General features: G+C 68.6%; 16 protein-coding genes. 12 read left to right on the top strand and 4 right to left on the bottom strand.

From position 1 onward, the window contains the following. Positions 1-5 precede the first annotated feature (5 nt). On the bottom strand, positions 6-761 hold the full coding sequence (locus tag DI276_RS29485) for a site-2 protease family protein (RefSeq protein WP_112269221.1): 756 nt from the start codon (positions 759-761) through the stop codon (positions 6-8). Between the two features lie 245 nt (positions 762-1,006). Between DI276_RS29485 and DI276_RS51305 the strand changes: the two genes are divergently transcribed. Together DI276_RS51305 and DI276_RS29475 are read left to right on the top strand one after the other, a co-directional pair. Continuing rightward, entirely contained in the window at positions 1,007-1,312 is a 306-nt protein-coding gene (locus tag DI276_RS51305) for a WhiB family transcriptional regulator (RefSeq protein ID WP_051784712.1), read from the top strand. Positions 1,313-1,514: 202 nt separating this feature from the next. Further along, a complete protein-coding gene (locus DI276_RS29475) occupies positions 1,515-4,679 on the top strand; it encodes a glycosyltransferase family 2 protein (RefSeq protein ID WP_112269217.1) in 3,165 nt (1,054 codons plus the stop codon). Positions 4,680-4,687: 8 nt separating this feature from the next. On the opposite strand, the gene DI276_RS29470 is transcribed toward DI276_RS29475, so the two are convergent. Continuing rightward, positions 4,688-5,131, bottom strand: coding sequence for a metallopeptidase family protein (locus DI276_RS29470; RefSeq protein WP_112269215.1), 444 nt, complete (start codon positions 5,129-5,131; stop codon positions 4,688-4,690). A 93-nt stretch (positions 5,132-5,224) separates the two neighbouring features. Between DI276_RS29470 and DI276_RS29465 the strand changes: the two genes are divergently transcribed. The 9 genes from DI276_RS29465 (at position 5,225) to DI276_RS29425 (ending at position 14,489) form a co-directional block, all read left to right on the top strand. Beyond that, entirely contained in the window at positions 5,225-5,584 is a 360-nt protein-coding gene (locus DI276_RS29465; protein WP_198680976.1) for a DUF3499 domain-containing protein, read from the top strand. 84 nt (positions 5,585-5,668) lie between these two features. Next, positions 5,669-7,021 carry a phosphomannomutase/phosphoglucomutase gene (locus DI276_RS29460; protein WP_112269337.1) on the top strand — a complete coding sequence of 451 codons (1,353 nt, stop codon included), beginning with the start codon at positions 5,669-5,671 and terminating at the stop codon, positions 7,019-7,021. A 13-nt stretch (positions 7,022-7,034) separates the two neighbouring features. Then, positions 7,035-7,235 (top strand): Trm112 family protein, encoded by a 201-nt coding sequence (locus DI276_RS29455; protein WP_112269211.1) that lies wholly within the window; start codon positions 7,035-7,037, stop codon positions 7,233-7,235. Positions 7,236-7,239: 4 nt separating this feature from the next. Next, positions 7,240-8,304 (top strand): SIS domain-containing protein, encoded by a 1,065-nt coding sequence (locus DI276_RS29450; RefSeq protein ID WP_112269209.1) that lies wholly within the window; start codon positions 7,240-7,242, stop codon positions 8,302-8,304. Positions 8,305-8,323: 19 nt separating this feature from the next. Then, on the top strand, positions 8,324-9,538 hold the full coding sequence (gene manA, locus DI276_RS29445; RefSeq protein WP_112269207.1) for a mannose-6-phosphate isomerase, class I: 1,215 nt from the start codon (positions 8,324-8,326) through the stop codon (positions 9,536-9,538). A 59-nt stretch (positions 9,539-9,597) separates the two neighbouring features. Next, entirely contained in the window at positions 9,598-10,521 is a 924-nt protein-coding gene (locus tag DI276_RS29440) for a cation diffusion facilitator family transporter (RefSeq protein WP_112269205.1), read from the top strand. A gap of 163 nt (positions 10,522-10,684) precedes the next feature. Then, positions 10,685-12,220, top strand: coding sequence for an amino acid permease (locus DI276_RS29435; protein WP_112269203.1), 1,536 nt, complete (start codon positions 10,685-10,687; stop codon positions 12,218-12,220). Between the two features lie 60 nt (positions 12,221-12,280). Next, complete coding sequence (locus tag DI276_RS29430; RefSeq protein WP_112269201.1) at positions 12,281-14,023, top strand: alpha-L-fucosidase; 1,743 nt, start codon at positions 12,281-12,283, stop codon at positions 14,021-14,023. 10 nt (positions 14,024-14,033) lie between these two features. After that, entirely contained in the window at positions 14,034-14,489 is a 456-nt protein-coding gene (locus tag DI276_RS29425) for a MarR family winged helix-turn-helix transcriptional regulator (protein WP_112269199.1), read from the top strand. On the opposite strand, the gene DI276_RS29420 is transcribed toward DI276_RS29425, so the two are convergent. Next, positions 14,486-15,454, bottom strand: a complete 969-nt coding sequence (locus tag DI276_RS29420) for a helix-turn-helix transcriptional regulator (protein ID WP_112269197.1) — start codon at positions 15,452-15,454, stop codon at positions 14,486-14,488. The two genes, DI276_RS29425 and DI276_RS29420, sit on opposite strands and share 4 nt — an antisense overlap. 81 nt (positions 15,455-15,535) lie before the next feature. On the opposite strand from DI276_RS29420, the gene DI276_RS29415 reads away from it, so the two are divergent. Beyond that, complete coding sequence (locus tag DI276_RS29415; protein WP_112269195.1) at positions 15,536-15,901, top strand: VOC family protein; 366 nt, start codon at positions 15,536-15,538, stop codon at positions 15,899-15,901. On the opposite strand, the gene DI276_RS29410 is transcribed toward DI276_RS29415, so the two are convergent. After that, positions 15,898-16,503 (bottom strand): hypothetical protein, encoded by a 606-nt coding sequence (locus DI276_RS29410; RefSeq protein ID WP_112269193.1) that lies wholly within the window; start codon positions 16,501-16,503, stop codon positions 15,898-15,900. The two genes, DI276_RS29415 and DI276_RS29410, sit on opposite strands and share 4 nt — an antisense overlap. Between the last annotated feature and the right edge of the window lie 7 nt (positions 16,504-16,510).

The raw sequence follows: 16,510 nt of genomic DNA, 5'->3' as shown, positions 1-16,510 counted from the left end.
CAGCCTTACAGGTAGCGCCAGAACTGGAACACCACCGCACCGGAGCCCGCCGAGGTCGGGTCACCGCCGACCAGTTCGAAGACCGACGTGGCCAGCATGAAGAAGAGCCGGTTCACCTCGGCGAAGGCGATCAGCACCGCGAACAGGATCAGCGGCGCCCACGGCCGGGCCTTCGCGCCGAACTGCTGCGCCTGGTACGACATGAACGGTTCCAAAACACCCCAGCCGTCCAAGCCGGGAATCGGCAGGATGTTCAGCACGAACGCGATCACCTGCAACAAAGCCAGGTACGAAATTGCGGCGGCGAGCGCGGCAGGCGGCGAGAACAGCGTGACGATTCCGGCGAGCAGCACGCCGAGCACGAGGTTCGTGACCGGTCCCGCGAGTGAGACGAGAGACTCGATCTTCTTGGACCGCAGCGCGTGGTGGTTGATCCACACCGCGCCACCCGGAAGGGGAATACCACCGAACACCAACAGCACCAGCGGCAGCACGATGCTCAGCACCGGGTCGGTGTAACGGCGGATGTCGAGTGTGAGATAACCCTTGTCACGTACCGAAAAGTCGCCGCCCTTGTACGCCACGGCGGCGTGCCCGAACTCGTGCAGGCACAGCGTCACCGCCCACCCGGCGAGTACGAAGAGGATGGTGCCCGAGATGATGGCGACGTCACCTTCGAGCAGGGTGAGAACGGCTCCGGCGGCGGTTGCCGCGAGCAGACCGAGGAACAGTGGACTGGGGCGCACCGCTGATCGCTTCACCCCACCAGTGTGGCGTGTCGGCTGGCGTGGTGGGCCGTTCGGGCACCTGTTGCGACACGTGGATCACTGTCAGTGCTGCCAGTCAAGGTTTTTGCGGCCATCTGCGCGAATATCCCCCGACGTGTGGACTCCACTTGACCCCTTGCTGTGACGCAGGTGTAATCACATCGGTGTCATTCGTCGTTGTGGGAGCGGCGTCTGGCGTCCGCCAACCGGGGAGAGCGGAAGGCGAGGAGGCGGACGATATGCAGGAATTCGAAGAACTCGAAGAAGATCACGTCACGCAGCCGGTCGTACAGGGCGAGCTGTCGTACCTGTTCGACCCTGCCGACGAGCAGGACTGGCAGGAGCGCGCGCTTTGCGCCCAGACGGATCCCGAGGCGTTCTTCCCCGAAAAGGGTGGTTCGACGCGGGAGGCCAAGCGCATCTGCCTGGGCTGCGAGGTTCGTTCGGAGTGCCTTGAGTACGCACTCCAGCACGACGAACGCTTCGGCATCTGGGGCGGTCTCTCGGAGAGGGAGCGCCGCAAGCTGAAGAAGCGAGCCGTCTGAACAGAGCACCCTGACCACAATCTCCACCACGTGTTTCGCCGCTCAGCAGGGCGCCTCGTGGCACCGCCCCCGCGCCCCCATATGTCCGATATGAGGGCGCCGGGGGCGGCACCCCGATGCACCCGTCTGAGCGGTGAAACACGCGGCGGAGGTTAGTGATCAGCGCGCTCGAAGTGTGATCTTTGTGCCTTAACTTGAGGACGTGACAAGTCCTCAACCGAGGCTCCGGACCGCGCCGGTGCTGTGCGTTCTGGTCTGCCACGACGGCGACCAGTGGCTCAGCACGGCGCTGTCCGCGTTGCGGCGTCAGCGAATTCGCCCTCGGCACGTCATCGCGGTCGACACCGGATCCCACGACCGCACACCGAAGGTGCTGGCGGAGGCCGAAGATCTGCTGGACGGCGTCCTGACCCTGCCGCGCGGCACGGGTTTTGGCACCGCCGTGCGCATTGCCGTCGAGCACGCCGTCGAACGGTGGGGCGATCCCGGCAAATGGGTGTGGCTGTTGCACGACGACAGCGCACCCGAACCCGACTGCCTGGCCGCGTTGCTCACCGCGGTCGAGGTGTCGCCCTCTGCTGCCGTGCTGGGCCCGCTGTGCCTCGATTGGGTGGATTCTCGTCTGGTCGTCGAGGCAGGTTTGTCGACGGATTCGTCCGGACATCGGCAGACCGGGCTGTCCTCCGCCGAGCACTCCGCGTCGTTCCAGCAGAGCACCGAGGTGCTAGCGGTCTCGTCCGCGGGTTCGTTGATCCGCCGCGAGGTCTGGCACGAGTTGGGCGGCTACGACGAAGCGATGCCGTTGCTGCGCGACGACCTCGACTTCGGCTGGCGCGCCAACCGGGCCGGTCATCTGGTGCTGTGCGTGCCGGTCGCCCGCATGCGGCACGCCCGTGCGGCGACTAAAGGTGCACGCCGTTTGGACGCGGCCATGGCTCGTCCGGGCCCGTCCTTTCGTGGCGTCGACCGCGCGCACGGCATGCGCACGTTCCTCGTGAACACCTCGGGTTTCTCGTTCCTCATCGGACTTCCCCGGCTGCTGTTTCTGTCTTTGCTGCGGGCCTTGGGTTTCCTGTTCCTCCGACGTTTCGCCGACGCGCACGCCGAAGTGGGCGCCGCGCGCTACCTCCTGACCCGCGGCAAGTTGCTCGAAGGACGCCGGGTGCGTCGCGGTTCCGCCGTCGTCCGCGGCCTCTTCACCTCGCGCCTGACCCGCTTCCGCAACGCCGTGCGCGCCGGCGCCACGTTCCTGATCCGCCGCCGCGTCGAGGCCGACGCCGCGCTGGGCCGTTTGCCTGCGTCCGATGCCAGTTCGGCGTGGCGCGAACCGTCCGAAGTGGACTCGCTGCCGGTGGGCCCTTCCGGGTTGCCGGCCGGTGCCGCGCGGGGCCGTCCTCGGGTCGCCGGCTTGCGCAGGCCTCCGGTCGTCGTGCCGGTCGACGCCGCTTTGCCGGGTGCGTTGCGTCCTTCGCCGCGGCCACGGCCCTCTCCCGGACCGCGCGGTCCGGAGATGGTGTTCGTCGAGGTCGACCAGTCGCGCGTGCTGCGATCGCTGCTGCTGGCACCTCCGGTGTTGTTGCTGCTGGGCCTCTCGGCGGTCGCGGTGATCGCGAACTGGTCCCGCCTCGGCCTCGACCTGGCAGGCGGCCGGCTGCTGCCCGTCGGCTCGTTGGGCTCGGTCTGGTCGACCTACCTGGCGTCGTGGCATCCCGTTTTCGGTGGCACCGCCGCGCCGGCCCCGGCCGCCTTGGCGGTCTTGGGACTGATCCCCGGCGGACCTTCGTTCGCGGTCGCGTTGCTGTTGCTCGGCGACATCCCCCTCGCGGCGTTGTCGGCCTACATCGCGTCACGCGGGATGCGCGTGCGACGGTCCGTGCGCGCGGTGGTGGCGGCCTTCTACGGCTTGCTGCCGGTGGCCACCACCGCCGTGGCCGAGGGACGGCTGGACGTTGTCGTCGTCCACGTCGTGACGCCCGTGGTGTTCGCCGGCGTGTACGCGGTCTTGCGCGCGTCGTCCACGCACGCCTGGTTGCCCATGGCTTCCGGCACGGCCATCGGTGTCGCCGTTCTCGGGGCCTTCTCGCCGTTGACCCACGCGGTGACCATCGTCGGGGCTTTGGGCGGGTTCATCGCGGTGTCCGGTGGGGCGCGGCGCATCGCTGCGTTGTTCGCCATCGTGTTGTTGCCGATGGCGTTGTTGTTGCCTTGGCCCGCGGTGCTGTTGCAACACCCCGAGATGGTCTTGAACGGCCTCGGCGCGGCCTTTTCGTCTCCTCCGCCGAACCTGATCGTGTGCTCGGTGTTCGTGGCGGCTGCGTTCGCGGCCGCGGTGCTGCGGCCCAATGCGGCGATGTTGCCGGGGCTGCTGGTGATCGTGCTGGCCATCGGGGCGTTGGCTGCGGTTGCCGCGGTTCAGGCCTGGCCCGGGACGCCGTTGGTGATCCTGGCGTGGGGGCTCGTTTGGGTGGTGCTCGCCGGGTGTCAGCGCGGGGTGGCGCCTGGGGTTGCCGGGCAGGCTCGGGTGCGGCGGGCCGTGTACGTCGTTGGTGTCGTGACGCTGGTCAGCCTTGGCGTGGCCGGGTTTCTGGATCTTCGGTCCGGGCCGTTGCGGGCTGACGGCGGTGTGCGGCTGTCCTCGTCGTTGACGGCTGAGTTGGAGCGCACTGGGCGGTCTGTGTTGATTCTTGGGTCGCCTGTTCGGCAGGTGGCTGGGCGGATGCCTGCTTTTGGGGACGACGATCTGGTGCCTACCGTGTCGTCGCCTGCTCGGTTGCGGCGGTGGAACTCGGCGTTGTTGGACGGTGCTGCGCCTGCGGTGAAGGTGGCGTTGGCTCAGGCGGCGTCGTCCGGGGTGGTGTTCCTCGTGTTGCCGTCCGAGGAAGTGGCCGGCCGGGTGCGGGCTGCCGCCGGGGAACTGGTTTCGGTCGCGCCTGCCGCTTCGGACGGCCGTCCGGTGTTGCGGGTGCGACTGGCTGCGGACACCGGGGTGTTGCTGGCACCGGACCTGGCTCGGCGGGCCCGGACCGGTGGCGAACCTCCCGCTGAGCTGGCCGCCGCCGGGGTGGCGCCGGTGAACGTGTCGCTGCCGGAGGTGGCGGTGCGGGTTTCCGCTGGTGGAGAGGGCCGGGTGCTGGTGCTGGCCGCCGAGGACGAGCCGGGGTGGACGGTCACCGTGGACGGCCAGCGGGTGCCGATCGTGCGGGCTTGGGGGCATCTGGTCGGGGTGCCCCTGCCGTCGTCCGCCGCCGAAGTCCGGGCGGAGATGTCCACGACTGTGCGGGACTTCCTGCTGCTGGCGCAGGCCGCGGCGGCGCTGTTCACGTTCTTGACGGCCATCCCCACGCGGAGGCGGGGCGCAGGGGTGTGAGAGGGGTCTCAGCCCTCGTCGATCACGTCCGGGTCCAGGCCCAGGTAGTTGGCGACCTGCTCGACCAGCACGTCGTGCACCAGGTCGGCCAGGTCCGCGCCGTCCTTCGCCCGAGCCTCAAGGGGACGGCGATAAAGAACAATTCGGGCACGGTTGTCAGCGGCTGCGGGCAGCAGGCGGGCCAGCGGGACGTTGCCGTCCTCGACCACGCCGTCCTCGCCCTCCACCTGGACGTCCGGGACGTCGTCCACGGCCACGTCGAGCTGGGTCAGTTCGGTGCGCCAGCGCGCCTCGATCGGTTCGAGAGCCTCGATGACCAGGGCGTCGAAGCGTTCCGCGCGGGAGCGGGCGGCTGGGAGCGTGGCTGGGTAAAGAGGGCCGCGCAGGCCTCGGCCGTGTCGGTCTCGGTTGCGCCGACGCGGCGAGTCCTGTCGACGTGAACCTCGTGCCATCACCACAACCGAGCAGCCTAGTTGCTGCGAGCGGGGAGCAAACACAGCGTGCCTCACACACAGGCTCGCGTGGACGCGCTATCGTCCCCGATCGTGCGGAGCGTGAGACGGTGCTCGCGAACCGGGTGTGCTAACCCGGCTGTCGCCACGCTCACCTACGCCTATGCGGACTCCACCGCAGTCGTCGGACCGCTCGCCACGTACTCCGAACCGCACAGCTACGACCTGTGCGAGGAGCACGCGTTGCGGCTCACGGCGCCGCGCGGGTGGGAGGTCGTCAGGCATCAGGGTGAGTTCGCGGCGCCCGAGCCGACTGTGGACGACCTGACGGCGTTGGCCGAGGCCGTGCGCGAGGCTGGGCGCGCTGATGTGGCCCCGGTGGTGTCCGACGTGCCCATCGGCACGCAGCGGCGCGGTCACCTGCGGGTATTGCCCGATCCGCACGAGGACTGACTGACCACACGCATTGCTGATTCGCTCGCCGGTAGGCTGCCCAAGCAGTGGCCGTCAAGAGCGAGTTTCCTGGGAGTGTGCGGCGTGCGTGACCTGTCCGGCATCGTCAAGGCGTACGACATCCGCGGGGTGGTCGGCGAGCAGTTGGACGCTGGCGTGGTTCGCGACTTCGGCGCTGCTTTCGCGCGCTTGGTCGGTGGACCCGCAATTGTGATCGGGCACGACATGCGCGAGTCGTCGCCGGCGCTCTCCAGGGCGTTCGCCGAGGGTGCTCAGGCGCAGGGTGTCAACGTGATCAGCATCGGGCTCGCGAGCACGGACATGCTGTACTTCGCGTCCGGCCAGCTGGACCTGCCCGGTGCCATGTTCACCGCCAGCCACAACCCCGCGCAGTACAACGGGATCAAGCTCTGCCGTGCGGGCGCGTCGCCGGTCGGCCAGGACTCCGGGCTCGCGCAGATCCGCCAGGACGCCGAGAACCAGGTTCCGGACGCCGAGGGTGTGGCCAAGGGCACGTTCGAAGAGCGCAACATGCTCGCGGACTACGCGGCGTACCTGAACCAGCTGGTCGACCTGAAGAGCATTCGCCCGCTCAAGATCGTCGTGGACGCGGGCAACGGCATGGGCGGCTACACGGTGCCGCAGGTCTTCGAGGGCCTGCCCATCGAGGTCGTCCCGATGTACTTCGAGCTCGACGGCAGCTTCCCCAACCACGAGGCGAACCCGCTCGACCCCAAGAACATCGTCGACCTGCAGGCCCGCACGAAGGCCGAGGGTGCCGACGCCGGTGTCGCGTTCGACGGTGACGCGGACCGCTGCTTCGTGGTGGACGAGAACGGCGACCCGGTCAGCCCGTCCGCGATCACGGCGCTGGTGGCCGTGCGCGAGCTGGCCAAGGACCCCGGCGGCACGATCATCCACAACCTGATCACGTCGCACGCGGTGCCGGAGATCGTCAAGGAGCACGGCGGTGAGCCCGTGCGCACGCGCGTCGGCCACTCGTTCATCAAGGAGGAGATGGCCAAGACCGGCGCCATCTTCGGTGGCGAGCACTCGGCGCACTACTACTTCCGCGACTTCTGGCGTGCGGACACCGGCATGCTGGCCGCGCTGCACGTGCTGGCCGCGCTGGGCGAGCAGGACGGGCCGCTGTCGAAGCTGACCGAGGTCTACAACCGCTACTCCGCCTCCGGTGAGATCAACTCCACGGTCGCCGACCAGGCCGGGCGGATCGCCGCCATCAAGGACGCGTACGGCTCCAAGGACGGCGTCACGCTGGACGAGTTGGACGGTCTCACCGTGCAGCTGCCGGACGGGTCGTGGTTCAACCTCCGCGCCTCGAACACCGAGCCGCTGCTGCGCCTGAACGTCGAAGCCGCCAACGACGAGGCCGTCGCCGCACTGCGCGACGAGGTCCTCGCGATCGTGCGGGCCTGAGGAGAGAACAGAAGTGGCCGTCAAGCTCGAAGAGCAGTTGCTGGAAATCCTCGCCTGCCCGTGCCCTGAGCACGCGCCGTTGCAGGTCGGGACGCCGGACGATCCGGAGGCGGACTTCCTCACGTGCACCGCGTGCGGACGTTCGTTCCCGGTGCGCGACGGCATCCCGGTACTGCTGCTGGACGAGGCGGTCGAGCCGCCGTCGGCTGAGTGATCCCGTGCTCGACGACACGCTGCTCGACGACCCGAGCCGCCTCGCCGACGCCGACACCAACGGCTGGTTGCGCGCGGCCGCTCGGGCGGGAGCACAGGTGCGTTCCACCGCGGAGGCTGCGGCCGAGGCGGGCGTGGAGCGGATCTTCGCCGAACGCCCGCGCGCGATCGTGCTGGTCACCAGGCCCGGACACGCGGTGGCGGTCGCCGGCGTCGTCATGGCGTTGCTCGGCCCCGGCTGCTCGGTGCCCGTGGTGGTGTCCGACGAGGTGCCGCCGTGGGTCGGCGCGCTCGACGTGGTGCTCGCGCACACCGAGGACCCAGGCGACCGGGTGCTCGCCGAGTCGATCGACCGCGCTTGCCGCCGTGGCGCGCGCACGCTGCTGACGGCGCCCGACTCCGGTCCCGTCGCCGCTGCTGCCGCGGGCCAGGCCGTGCTGCTCGCGCCCCGCGTCGACGTACCGCCCGGCTTCAGCTTCCCGCGCGCGCTCGCCGCGTGGCTCACGGTGCTGAACTCGCTGGGCCTGATCAAGGTCGACGTGGATCTGGTCGCGGACGAGCTCGACCGCGAGGCCGAGCGCGACCACCCGATGCACGAGTCGTTCGTGAACCCGGCGAAGTCGCTGGCGTTGCGCGTCGCCGACCGCACGCCGCTGCTGTGGGGCCTCGACGAGGTCGCCACGTCGGTGGGCGCGCACGGTGCGGGCGTGCTGGCGGCGTTCGCCGGTGTGGCCTGCGACGTCGCCGGATATCCGCAGGCACTGACCCGGCCGGTGCTGCACCGCCGCGCGGTTCAGGGGACTTCTGGTGCAGATCTGTTCGCCGACCCGGACGACGAACCGGGTGGCGGACTCGTGCGCGTGCTGTTGCTGGCCGTGCGCCAGGGCCCGGTGGCCGATGCTCTTCGGCACGCCGCCGAGGACGCCCTGCCGGGTGCTGATGTCTTGGAGCCGGCCGTCGAGGTGGCGGGAGGCGACGCGGTCAGTGCCGCGCTGCTCGCTCTCCGCTTCGAACTGGCCGCGCTGTACCTCGGGCTCGCCGCCGGAACTCTCGGCGGCAACCCGTACTGATTTGGGAGCTGACTGAGAAGTGGACCTGCTGCACAACGCGGTCAGGCCGTACGCATGGGGATCGCGCACGGCCATCGCCGACCTGCTCGGGAAGGAGGTGCCGGCACCTCATCCCGAGGCGGAGCTGTGGATGGGCGCCCACCCCGGCGACCCGTCGCGCGTGCTCGGGCCGGACGGCGTCGAGCGCTCGTTGCTCGAGCTCCTGTCCGCCGACCCCGAGGGCCAGCTGGGCCAGCGCGTGTCCGAGCGGTGGGGCAGCAGGCTGCCGTTCCTGCTCAAGGTGCTCGCGGCCGAGGAGGCTCTGAGCCTGCAGGCGCACCCGTCCGCGGCCCAGGCGGCCGAGGGCTTCGCCGCCGAGGAGCGCGCCGGCGTGCCGCTCGACGCCGCGGTGCGCAACTACAAGGACCCGGCCGCCAAGCCCGAGCTGATCTGCGCGCTGACCGACTTCCACGCCCTCGCGGGCTTCCGCGACCCGGCGCGGACGGTGGCGTTGCTGAGCGCCCTGGACGCGCCCGCGCTGGCGCCGTACACCCAGATGCTGGTCGCGCAGCCGGACTCGGACGGCCTGCGGGCGTTGTTCACGATGCTGATCACGCTGCCGCAGACGTCGCTGAGCGTGCTGCTGCCGCAGGTGCTCGACGCGTGCGTGCTGCACGTGAAGGAACACGGCGAGTTCGACCTCGAGTGCCGCACGATCCTGGAGCTCGGCGAGTCCTACCCCGGCGACGCGGGCGTGCTGGCCGCGATGCTGCTGAACCGCATCGTGCTGCAGCCGGGCGAGGCGATCCACCTGCCCGCCGGCAACCTGCACGCGTACCTGCGCGGCACCGGCATCGAGATCCTGGCGAACTCGGACAACGTCCTGCGCTGCGGCCTCACGCCGAAGCACGTCGACGTGCCCGAACTGCTGCGCGTGCTCGACTTCACGTGCGGCGACATGGACGTCATGACCGGCGAGGAGGTCTCGCCGGGTGTCCGCGTCTACCGCACGCCCGCACCGGAGTTCGAACTCTCGCGGCTGGACGTCTCCGCCGAGGCCCGGATCAACCACGACGGCCCGCAGATCGTGATCTGCACGGCCGGCGCGGCGGTCCTCACGAACGCCCGCGGCGACGAGCTCCGGTTGGCGCGTGGCCAGTCCGTGTGGCTGCCCGCGTCCGACCCGGCCGTGCTCGTCCGGCCGGATGGTGTTGAATCCGCCCAACTTTTCCGCGCGACCGCGGGAACAGACTAAGGTTCACGACCGGACAAAGCGGACTGGTTTCGGCCAGGACTGGTTGCGAGGAGACAGGCGTGTCAGCAGGGGGCGGAACCAAGGCCATCGTCGCGGCGTTGGTGGCTAACGCCGGCATCGCGACGGCCAAGTTCGTCGGATTCTTGATCACCGGCTCGTCGTCGATGCTGGCCGAGTCGGTGCACTCGGTGGCCGACACGTCGAACCAGGGCCTGCTGCTGCTCGGCCAGAAGACGGCCCAGCGCAAGGCCACCAGGCTCCACCCGTTCGGCTACGGCCGCGACCGCTACTTCTGGTCGTTCGTGGTGGCCCTGCTGCTCTTCAGCCTCGGCTCGGTCTTCGCGCTGTACGAGGGCATCCACAAGCTGCAGCACCCCGAGGGCCTTACCAGCCCGCTGGTCGCCGTCGGCATCCTCGTCGTCGCGATCGGCCTGGAGACCTACAGCTTCATCACCGCGATCAACGAGTCCAAGAAGATCAAGGGCGACTCGTCGTGGTGGGGCTTCATCCGCAACTCCCGCACGCCGGAGCTCCCGGTCGTGCTGCTGGAGGACCTCGGCGCGCTCGTCGGCCTGGTGCTGGCACTGTTCGGCGTCGGCCTCACCATGATCACCGGCAACCCGGCCTTCGACGCGCTCGGCACCATCTGCATCGGTGTGCTGCTCGGCATCATCGCGGTCATCCTGATCATCGAGATGAAGTCGCTGCTGATCGGTGAAGGCGCTTCGGACACCGACCTCGACGTGATCTGCGACGAACTGGCCGCCGGCAAGGTGCAGCGCGTCATCCACATCAAGACGCAGTACATCGGGCCGGAGGAGCTGCTCGTCGCGGCGAAGATCGCGCTGGAGCCGCAGCTGTCGCTCGACGACGTCGCCCAGGCGATCAACGACGCCGAGCAGCGGGTGCGGAACAAGGTGCCGCACGCGCGCCTCATCTACCTGGAGCCGGACCTCGACCGCACCACCGTCGCCAGGTCCTGATCTGAGACTGATGAAGGGAACCTTCATCCACCTGACGTGGATGAAGGTTCCCTTCATCGTTTTCGGCGGAAGTTCGGACAAACGTCGAACATCGGCTGTGGGGATTCCACATGCTGGATACCTCTAGGGTGGGCCGAACGGGTCAATCAAGGAGGTATGCACCGTGCCGGGGAACGGGTTGTGGCGCACGAAATCGATCGAGCAGTCGATCGCTGACACGGACGAGCCGGGCACCAAGCTCCGCAAGGACCTGACCGCCTGGGACCTCACGGTCTTCGGCGTCGCGGTCGTCATCGGCGCCGGCATCTTCACGCTCACCGCGAGCACCGCCGGCAACATCGCGGGTCCGTCGGTCTCGCTGAGCTTCGTGCTCGCGGCGATCGCGTGTGCGCTGGCCGCGTTGTGCTACGCCGAGTTCGCCTCGACGGTGCCGGTGGCGGGTAGCGCGTACACGTTCTCCTACGCGACGTTCGGCGAGTTCGCCGCGTGGATCATCGGCTGGGACCTGGTGCTGGAGTTCGCCGTCGGTTCGGCCGCGGTGGCCAAGGGCTGGTCGGCCTACCTGCAGACCACGCTCGGCCTGCTGGGCATCGACGTGAAGACCGAGGTGGGCGACGGCATCAAGTTCGACTGGGGCGCGGTGCTGCTGGTCGCGGTGCTCACCGTCCTGCTGGTCGTCGGCACGAAGCTGAGCTCGCGGGTCAGCGCGGTGATCACGGCCATCAAGGTCGCGGTGGTGCTGCTCGTGATCGTGCTCGGCATCAGCTACATCAAGGCCGAGAACTACACCCCGTTCATCCCGCCGGCCGCCGAGAGCGGGCCCGCCGCGCACACAGGCATCGAGCAGTCGCTGTTCTCGTTGATCACCGGCTACTCGGGCAGCACGTACGGCGTGCTCGGCATGCTGGCCGCGGCGAGCATCGTGTTCTTCGCGTTCATCGGTTTCGACGTCGTGGCGACCACGGCCGAGGAGACCAAGAACCCGCAGAAGGCCGTGCCGCGCGGCATCCTCGGCTCGCTGGCGATCGTCACCGTGCTGTACGTCGCCGTCACGCTGGTGATCACCGGCATGGTGCCGTACACGAAGCTCGCGACGCAGCCGGACGGCACGCGCGCGACGCTAGCCAGTGCGTTCGCGGACAACGGGGTCGACTGGGCCGCCACGGTGATCTCGGTCGGCGCTCTCGCCGGTCTCACCACCGTCGTCATGGTGCTGATGCTCGGCCAGAGCCGCGTGCTGTTCGCGATGTCCCGTGACGGACTGCTGCCGCGCGGCCTTGCGAAGACGGGCAGCCACGGCACGCCGACCCGCATCACGATCATCATCGGTGTGCTGGTCGCGGTCGCGGCCGGCTTCTTCCCGGCAGGCAAGCTCGAAGAGATGGTGAACGTCGGCACGCTGTTCGCGTTCATCCTCGTCTCGGCGGGCGTGCTGGTGCTGCGCAAGACGCGGCCGGAGCTGGAGCGCGGGTTCAAGGTGCCGCTCGTGCCGCTGGTGCCGATCCTCGCGATCCTCGCCTGCCTGTGGCTGATGCTGAACCTGACCGCGCTCACCTGGGTCCGGTTCCTCGCGTGGATGGCGCTCGGCGTCGTCGTCTACTTCGTCTACAGCCGCCGCAACTCGGTGCTCGGCAAGACCGGCCACGCGCCGGTGAAGCCGGAGCCGGTGATCAAGCACGGCGAGGAGCCAGGCCTCTAGACATCGGATCTTTCTTCCTCCAAGCTCATGGTGCCGCCATGAGCTTGGAGGAGGAGACCGATGCTCAACGCGCTGGTCGCAGCGCTGCTGGCGGTGCTGCCCCTGGCTGGTCCCGGCCCTGATCACGCCACCGACGACCCGTTCACGGCAGAGCGGGCGGAGTGGTTCCGGGACGCCCGCTTCGGCATGTTCATCCACTTCGGCGGCTATTCGCAGCTCGAAGGCGAGTACAAGAGGTCCGACGGCTCCACGTGTCAGGACGCCGAGTGGATCATGAACAAGTGCAAGATCCCGACCGCTGAGTACGAGAAGCTGGTCAAGTCGTTCAACCCCGCCCAGTTCTCGGCGAAGGCCGTCGTGGACACGGCGAAGGCGGCGGGGCAGAAGTACATCGTCATCACGTCGAAGCACCACGACGGCTACGCGATGTGGCCCACGAAGGTCAACAAGTGGAGCCTGCGCGACCACTCGGCGTTCGACAAGAAGCGCGACGTCCTGGCCGAACTGAAGGCCGAAGCCGACAAGCAGGGCATCAAGTTCGGCCTCTACTACTCCACGTGGGACTGGCACGACCCCGATGCGCGGAGCACGCAGAACTTCGCGCGGTACAAGGCCCGCATGCGCGCCCAGCTGGTCGAGCTGATGGACAACTACGACCCGGCGCTGCTGTGGTTCGACGGCGACTGGGACACGAACAACCCGCCGAACCCGTGGACCAAGCAGGACGGCGCGGAGCTCGAGAAGTTCCTCAAGGCCAAGGACCCGGACCTGCTCATCAACAACCGGATCTCCAAGCGCGCACCGGGCGTCAAGGAACGCCGCGTCGTCGACGGCGACTTCGGCACGCCGGAGCAGACCTTCCCGTCCGCGCCGATCGACGGCCAGCTCTGGGAGTCCTGCATGACCATCCCGAGCAAGTGGGGATACGCCAAGTGGGACAAGAACTTCAAGAGCGCCACCACGCTCACCCGCAACCTCGTCGACATCGCGAGCCGCAGCGGCAACTACCTGCTCAACGTCGGTCCGGACAAGCTCGGCCGCATCCCCGCCGCTGAGTCGGATCGCTTGCGCGCCATGGGTTCCTGGCTCAAGCAGCACGGTGACGCGGTCTACGGCGCCAACGCCGCCCAGTGGGTCGCCGACCCGGCCTGGGGAGCCGTGTCGCGCAAGGGCGACAAGCTCCACCTCTCCGTCTACGACTGGTCGAACTCCTTGCACCTCAAGGTTCTCGAACAGTTCGACGTCACGGCAGCACGCGTACTGGGCAGCCCGCAGACCGTCGCCGTCACGAAGGCAGGCGACGGCTACGACGTGAAACCCAGTGGTGCCAAGACGAACGACGTCGCCACCGTGATCGAGCTGACCGTCCGCGGTGAGCAGCCGGCGCCGAAGGGCACGGGGAACGGCCTCAAAGCCCAGTACTTCCCGACGAACAACTGGACCGGCACGCCCACCACCCGCACGGACCCGTCGCTCAGCTTCGCGTGGCGCTTCGACGGCGGCGACAACTTCTCCACGCGCTGGACCGGCTTCGTGCAGCCGAGGTTCAGCGACACCTACACGTTCCTCGCGGTCTCCGACGAGATCGCGAAGGTGTGGGTGGACGGCAAGCTGATCATCGATGCCTCCACGCCCCACCAGGTGCGCATCGACAAGGGCGCGATCGCGTTGCAGGCCGGGAAGAAGTACTCGATCAAGGTCGACTACGCCGAGCACACCGGCGAGGCCCACTTCAAGCTGCTGTGGACTTCGCCGAACCAAAACCAGCAGGTCGTGCCGGAGGAACAGCTGTACACCAACTAACCTGCTGACCATGGGAAACGCGCGGTGGCTCTCCGAGGCGGAGGGCAACGCCTGGCACCACTTCGTCCAGGCGTACCACCTCCTGGAGCGACAGATCGAACAGCAGCTGCAGCGTGCCGCAGGCCTGTCGCACGCGCAGTACAACGTGCTGGTCGTGCTGTCCGAAGAGCCCGGTCGCCGGTTGCGGATGACCGAGCTCGCCCGCCGCGTCGTGGTCTCGAAGAGCTCGTTGACCTACCAGATCGGCAAGCTGGAGAAGGCCGGACTCGTGCGGCGCGAACCGCACGAGTCCGACGAGCGCGGCATCCTCGCGGTCCTCACCGACGCGGGGCAGGAGTTGTTGCAGGCCACCGCACCCGGTCACGTCGAGACGGTCCGCGCCTACCTGATCGACCTGTTCACACCGGAGCAGCTCGCGCAGCTCGGTTCGTTCATGCAGGTGGTGTCGGAGAAGGCGGACGACTAGAGCTGGGCGGCGTGGGACCGGAGGCGATCGGCGAACGCGATGACGAGGTCGCGGAGCTCGTCGGGGCGCTCGATGACGAACGGCAGGTTGAGCGAGGCGAGCACCGGAGGCAACCAGTCGAGCCGCTCTGCCCGCAGCTCGACGCGCAGCCAGCCGTCCTCGTCGGCTGCGGGCTCCAGGCTCGCGACACTGGCCGGAAGGCGAGCGCGGATCTGCTCGACCGTCCCCTGGATCTGCAAGGTCACCTCGTGCCGGTACTCGGCGTTGGCGAACCCTGAAACCACGCGCTGTGCCGGATCGGGACCCGCTGGGGCTTCGAACGAGCCGGGCAGGGTCCGCGCGTCCGCGATGCGATCGAGCCGGAAGGTCCGGCCCTCGCCGATCTGGGCGTCTTGGCCCGTGACGTACCAACGGCCCGAGTGGGCGACGATCCCGTACGCGTGCAGTGTGCGCTCGCTGCGCTGTCCGTCCCGGTCGGTGTAGCGGATCGAGACCGGCCGCCGGTGCCGCACCGCGTCGGCGATCGTGAGCAGGACCCCGGCGTCCGGGGTGTCGAACTCGCCGGGCTGATCCGTGAAGGCGAGAGCTTCCAGGAGTGTGTCGAGCCGCCGGGCGACGTGCTTGGGCAGCACCCGCCGGATCTTCGCCGAGGCCGTCTCGCTCGCCGTGTGCTCCGTCGTCGTCAACCCCGCCCGGCGGCCGGCGACGAGGCCGAGCAGGACGGCCAGCGCCTCGTCGTCGCTGAACATGAGCGGAGGCAAGCGGTAGCCGGGGCCGAGCCGATACCCGCCGTAGCGGCCGCGCACCGACTCCACCGGCACGTCGAGGTCGATCAGCTGGTCCACGTACCGGCGCACGGTGCGCCCGTCGACGCCGAGCCGGTCGGCGAGCTCGGCCACCGTCCGGGTGCCGCCTGACTGCAGCAGCTCCAGGAGCGTCAACACGCGGCCGGTGGGACGAGGCATGTTCGCGCACAATACCGGACCGATTCTGTCCAGTATTTCTCCTAGCCTGCGCCAGGTAACCCGCTCAGCCAAGGAGATTTCATGGACTTCGTCTCGATCCGCATCATCACCGGCGACGTGGCGCGCCTCGTCGGCTTCTACGAGCGAGCAACGGGGGTGCGGGCGGCGTGGGCCACCGAGGACTTCGCCGAGCTCAAGACCGCGGGCGCAACCCTCGCGATCGCAAGCACCCGCACGGTCGGGCTGTTCGCCCCTGGCTCTGCCCACCCGGCGGACAACCACAGCGTGATCATCGAGTTCCTCGTCGAGGACGTGGACCGCGTGCACCAGAACCTGACCGGCTTCGTCACGGACTTCGTCACCGAGCCCACCACGATGCCGTGGGGCAACCGGTCGATGTTGTTCCGGGACCCCGACGGCAACCTCGTCAACTTCTTCAGCCGCTAGAGGGTCAGCAGGTCGCGTTCCTCCAGGAAGTCGGCCACGTCGTCCGGCCCGTGCCGCGTCACGTCGAACTCGAACACGGGCAGGATCGACTTCTTGGCGAGCTCCCGCAGTTGCGCCTGCTCCTCGATGAACGGCTCCAGCGAGACGTACTGCTTCGGGTTCGCGCTGATCTTCAGCCGTTCCGCGCGCGCTTCTTCGAACGTGTCCTCCGGGCGAGTGCACAGCACGATCGCGAAGTTGAGCGGCTTCAGCCGTTCCTCCAGCCAGCCGAAGTCGAACTCACGCCCCTGCTGCGCCTGGTAGGCCATCGTGGACAGGTGGAACCGGTCGACGATCCACGAGTAGAAGCGCTGCAGTTCGAACATCCGCACCCATGTCTCGTAGATCTCCAACGCCAGCTCGGTCTCCTCCGGCGCAAACGTCAGCAAGTTGCGTCCCCAAGGTTCGTTGCTGAACGCGCTCCACTCGCCCGAGATCAACGGCGAGTGGTAGCGGTACTTGCGGTGACCGACGAGGCGGGGGTGTTCGTTGAGCGCGTAGGCGAGGTCCGTCTTGCCGGTCAGGCGGGTGCCTTCGAGGATCACCTTGGGCGTGAGCTTCATGGTGGTT

It is taken from the genome of Lentzea terrae (assembly GCF_003265345.1).
In the GTDB taxonomy this organism is placed as follows: Bacteria; Actinomycetota; Actinomycetes; order Mycobacteriales; family Pseudonocardiaceae; genus Lentzea; species Lentzea terrae.
This window is presented reverse-complemented; position numbering and strand designations above follow the sequence as displayed.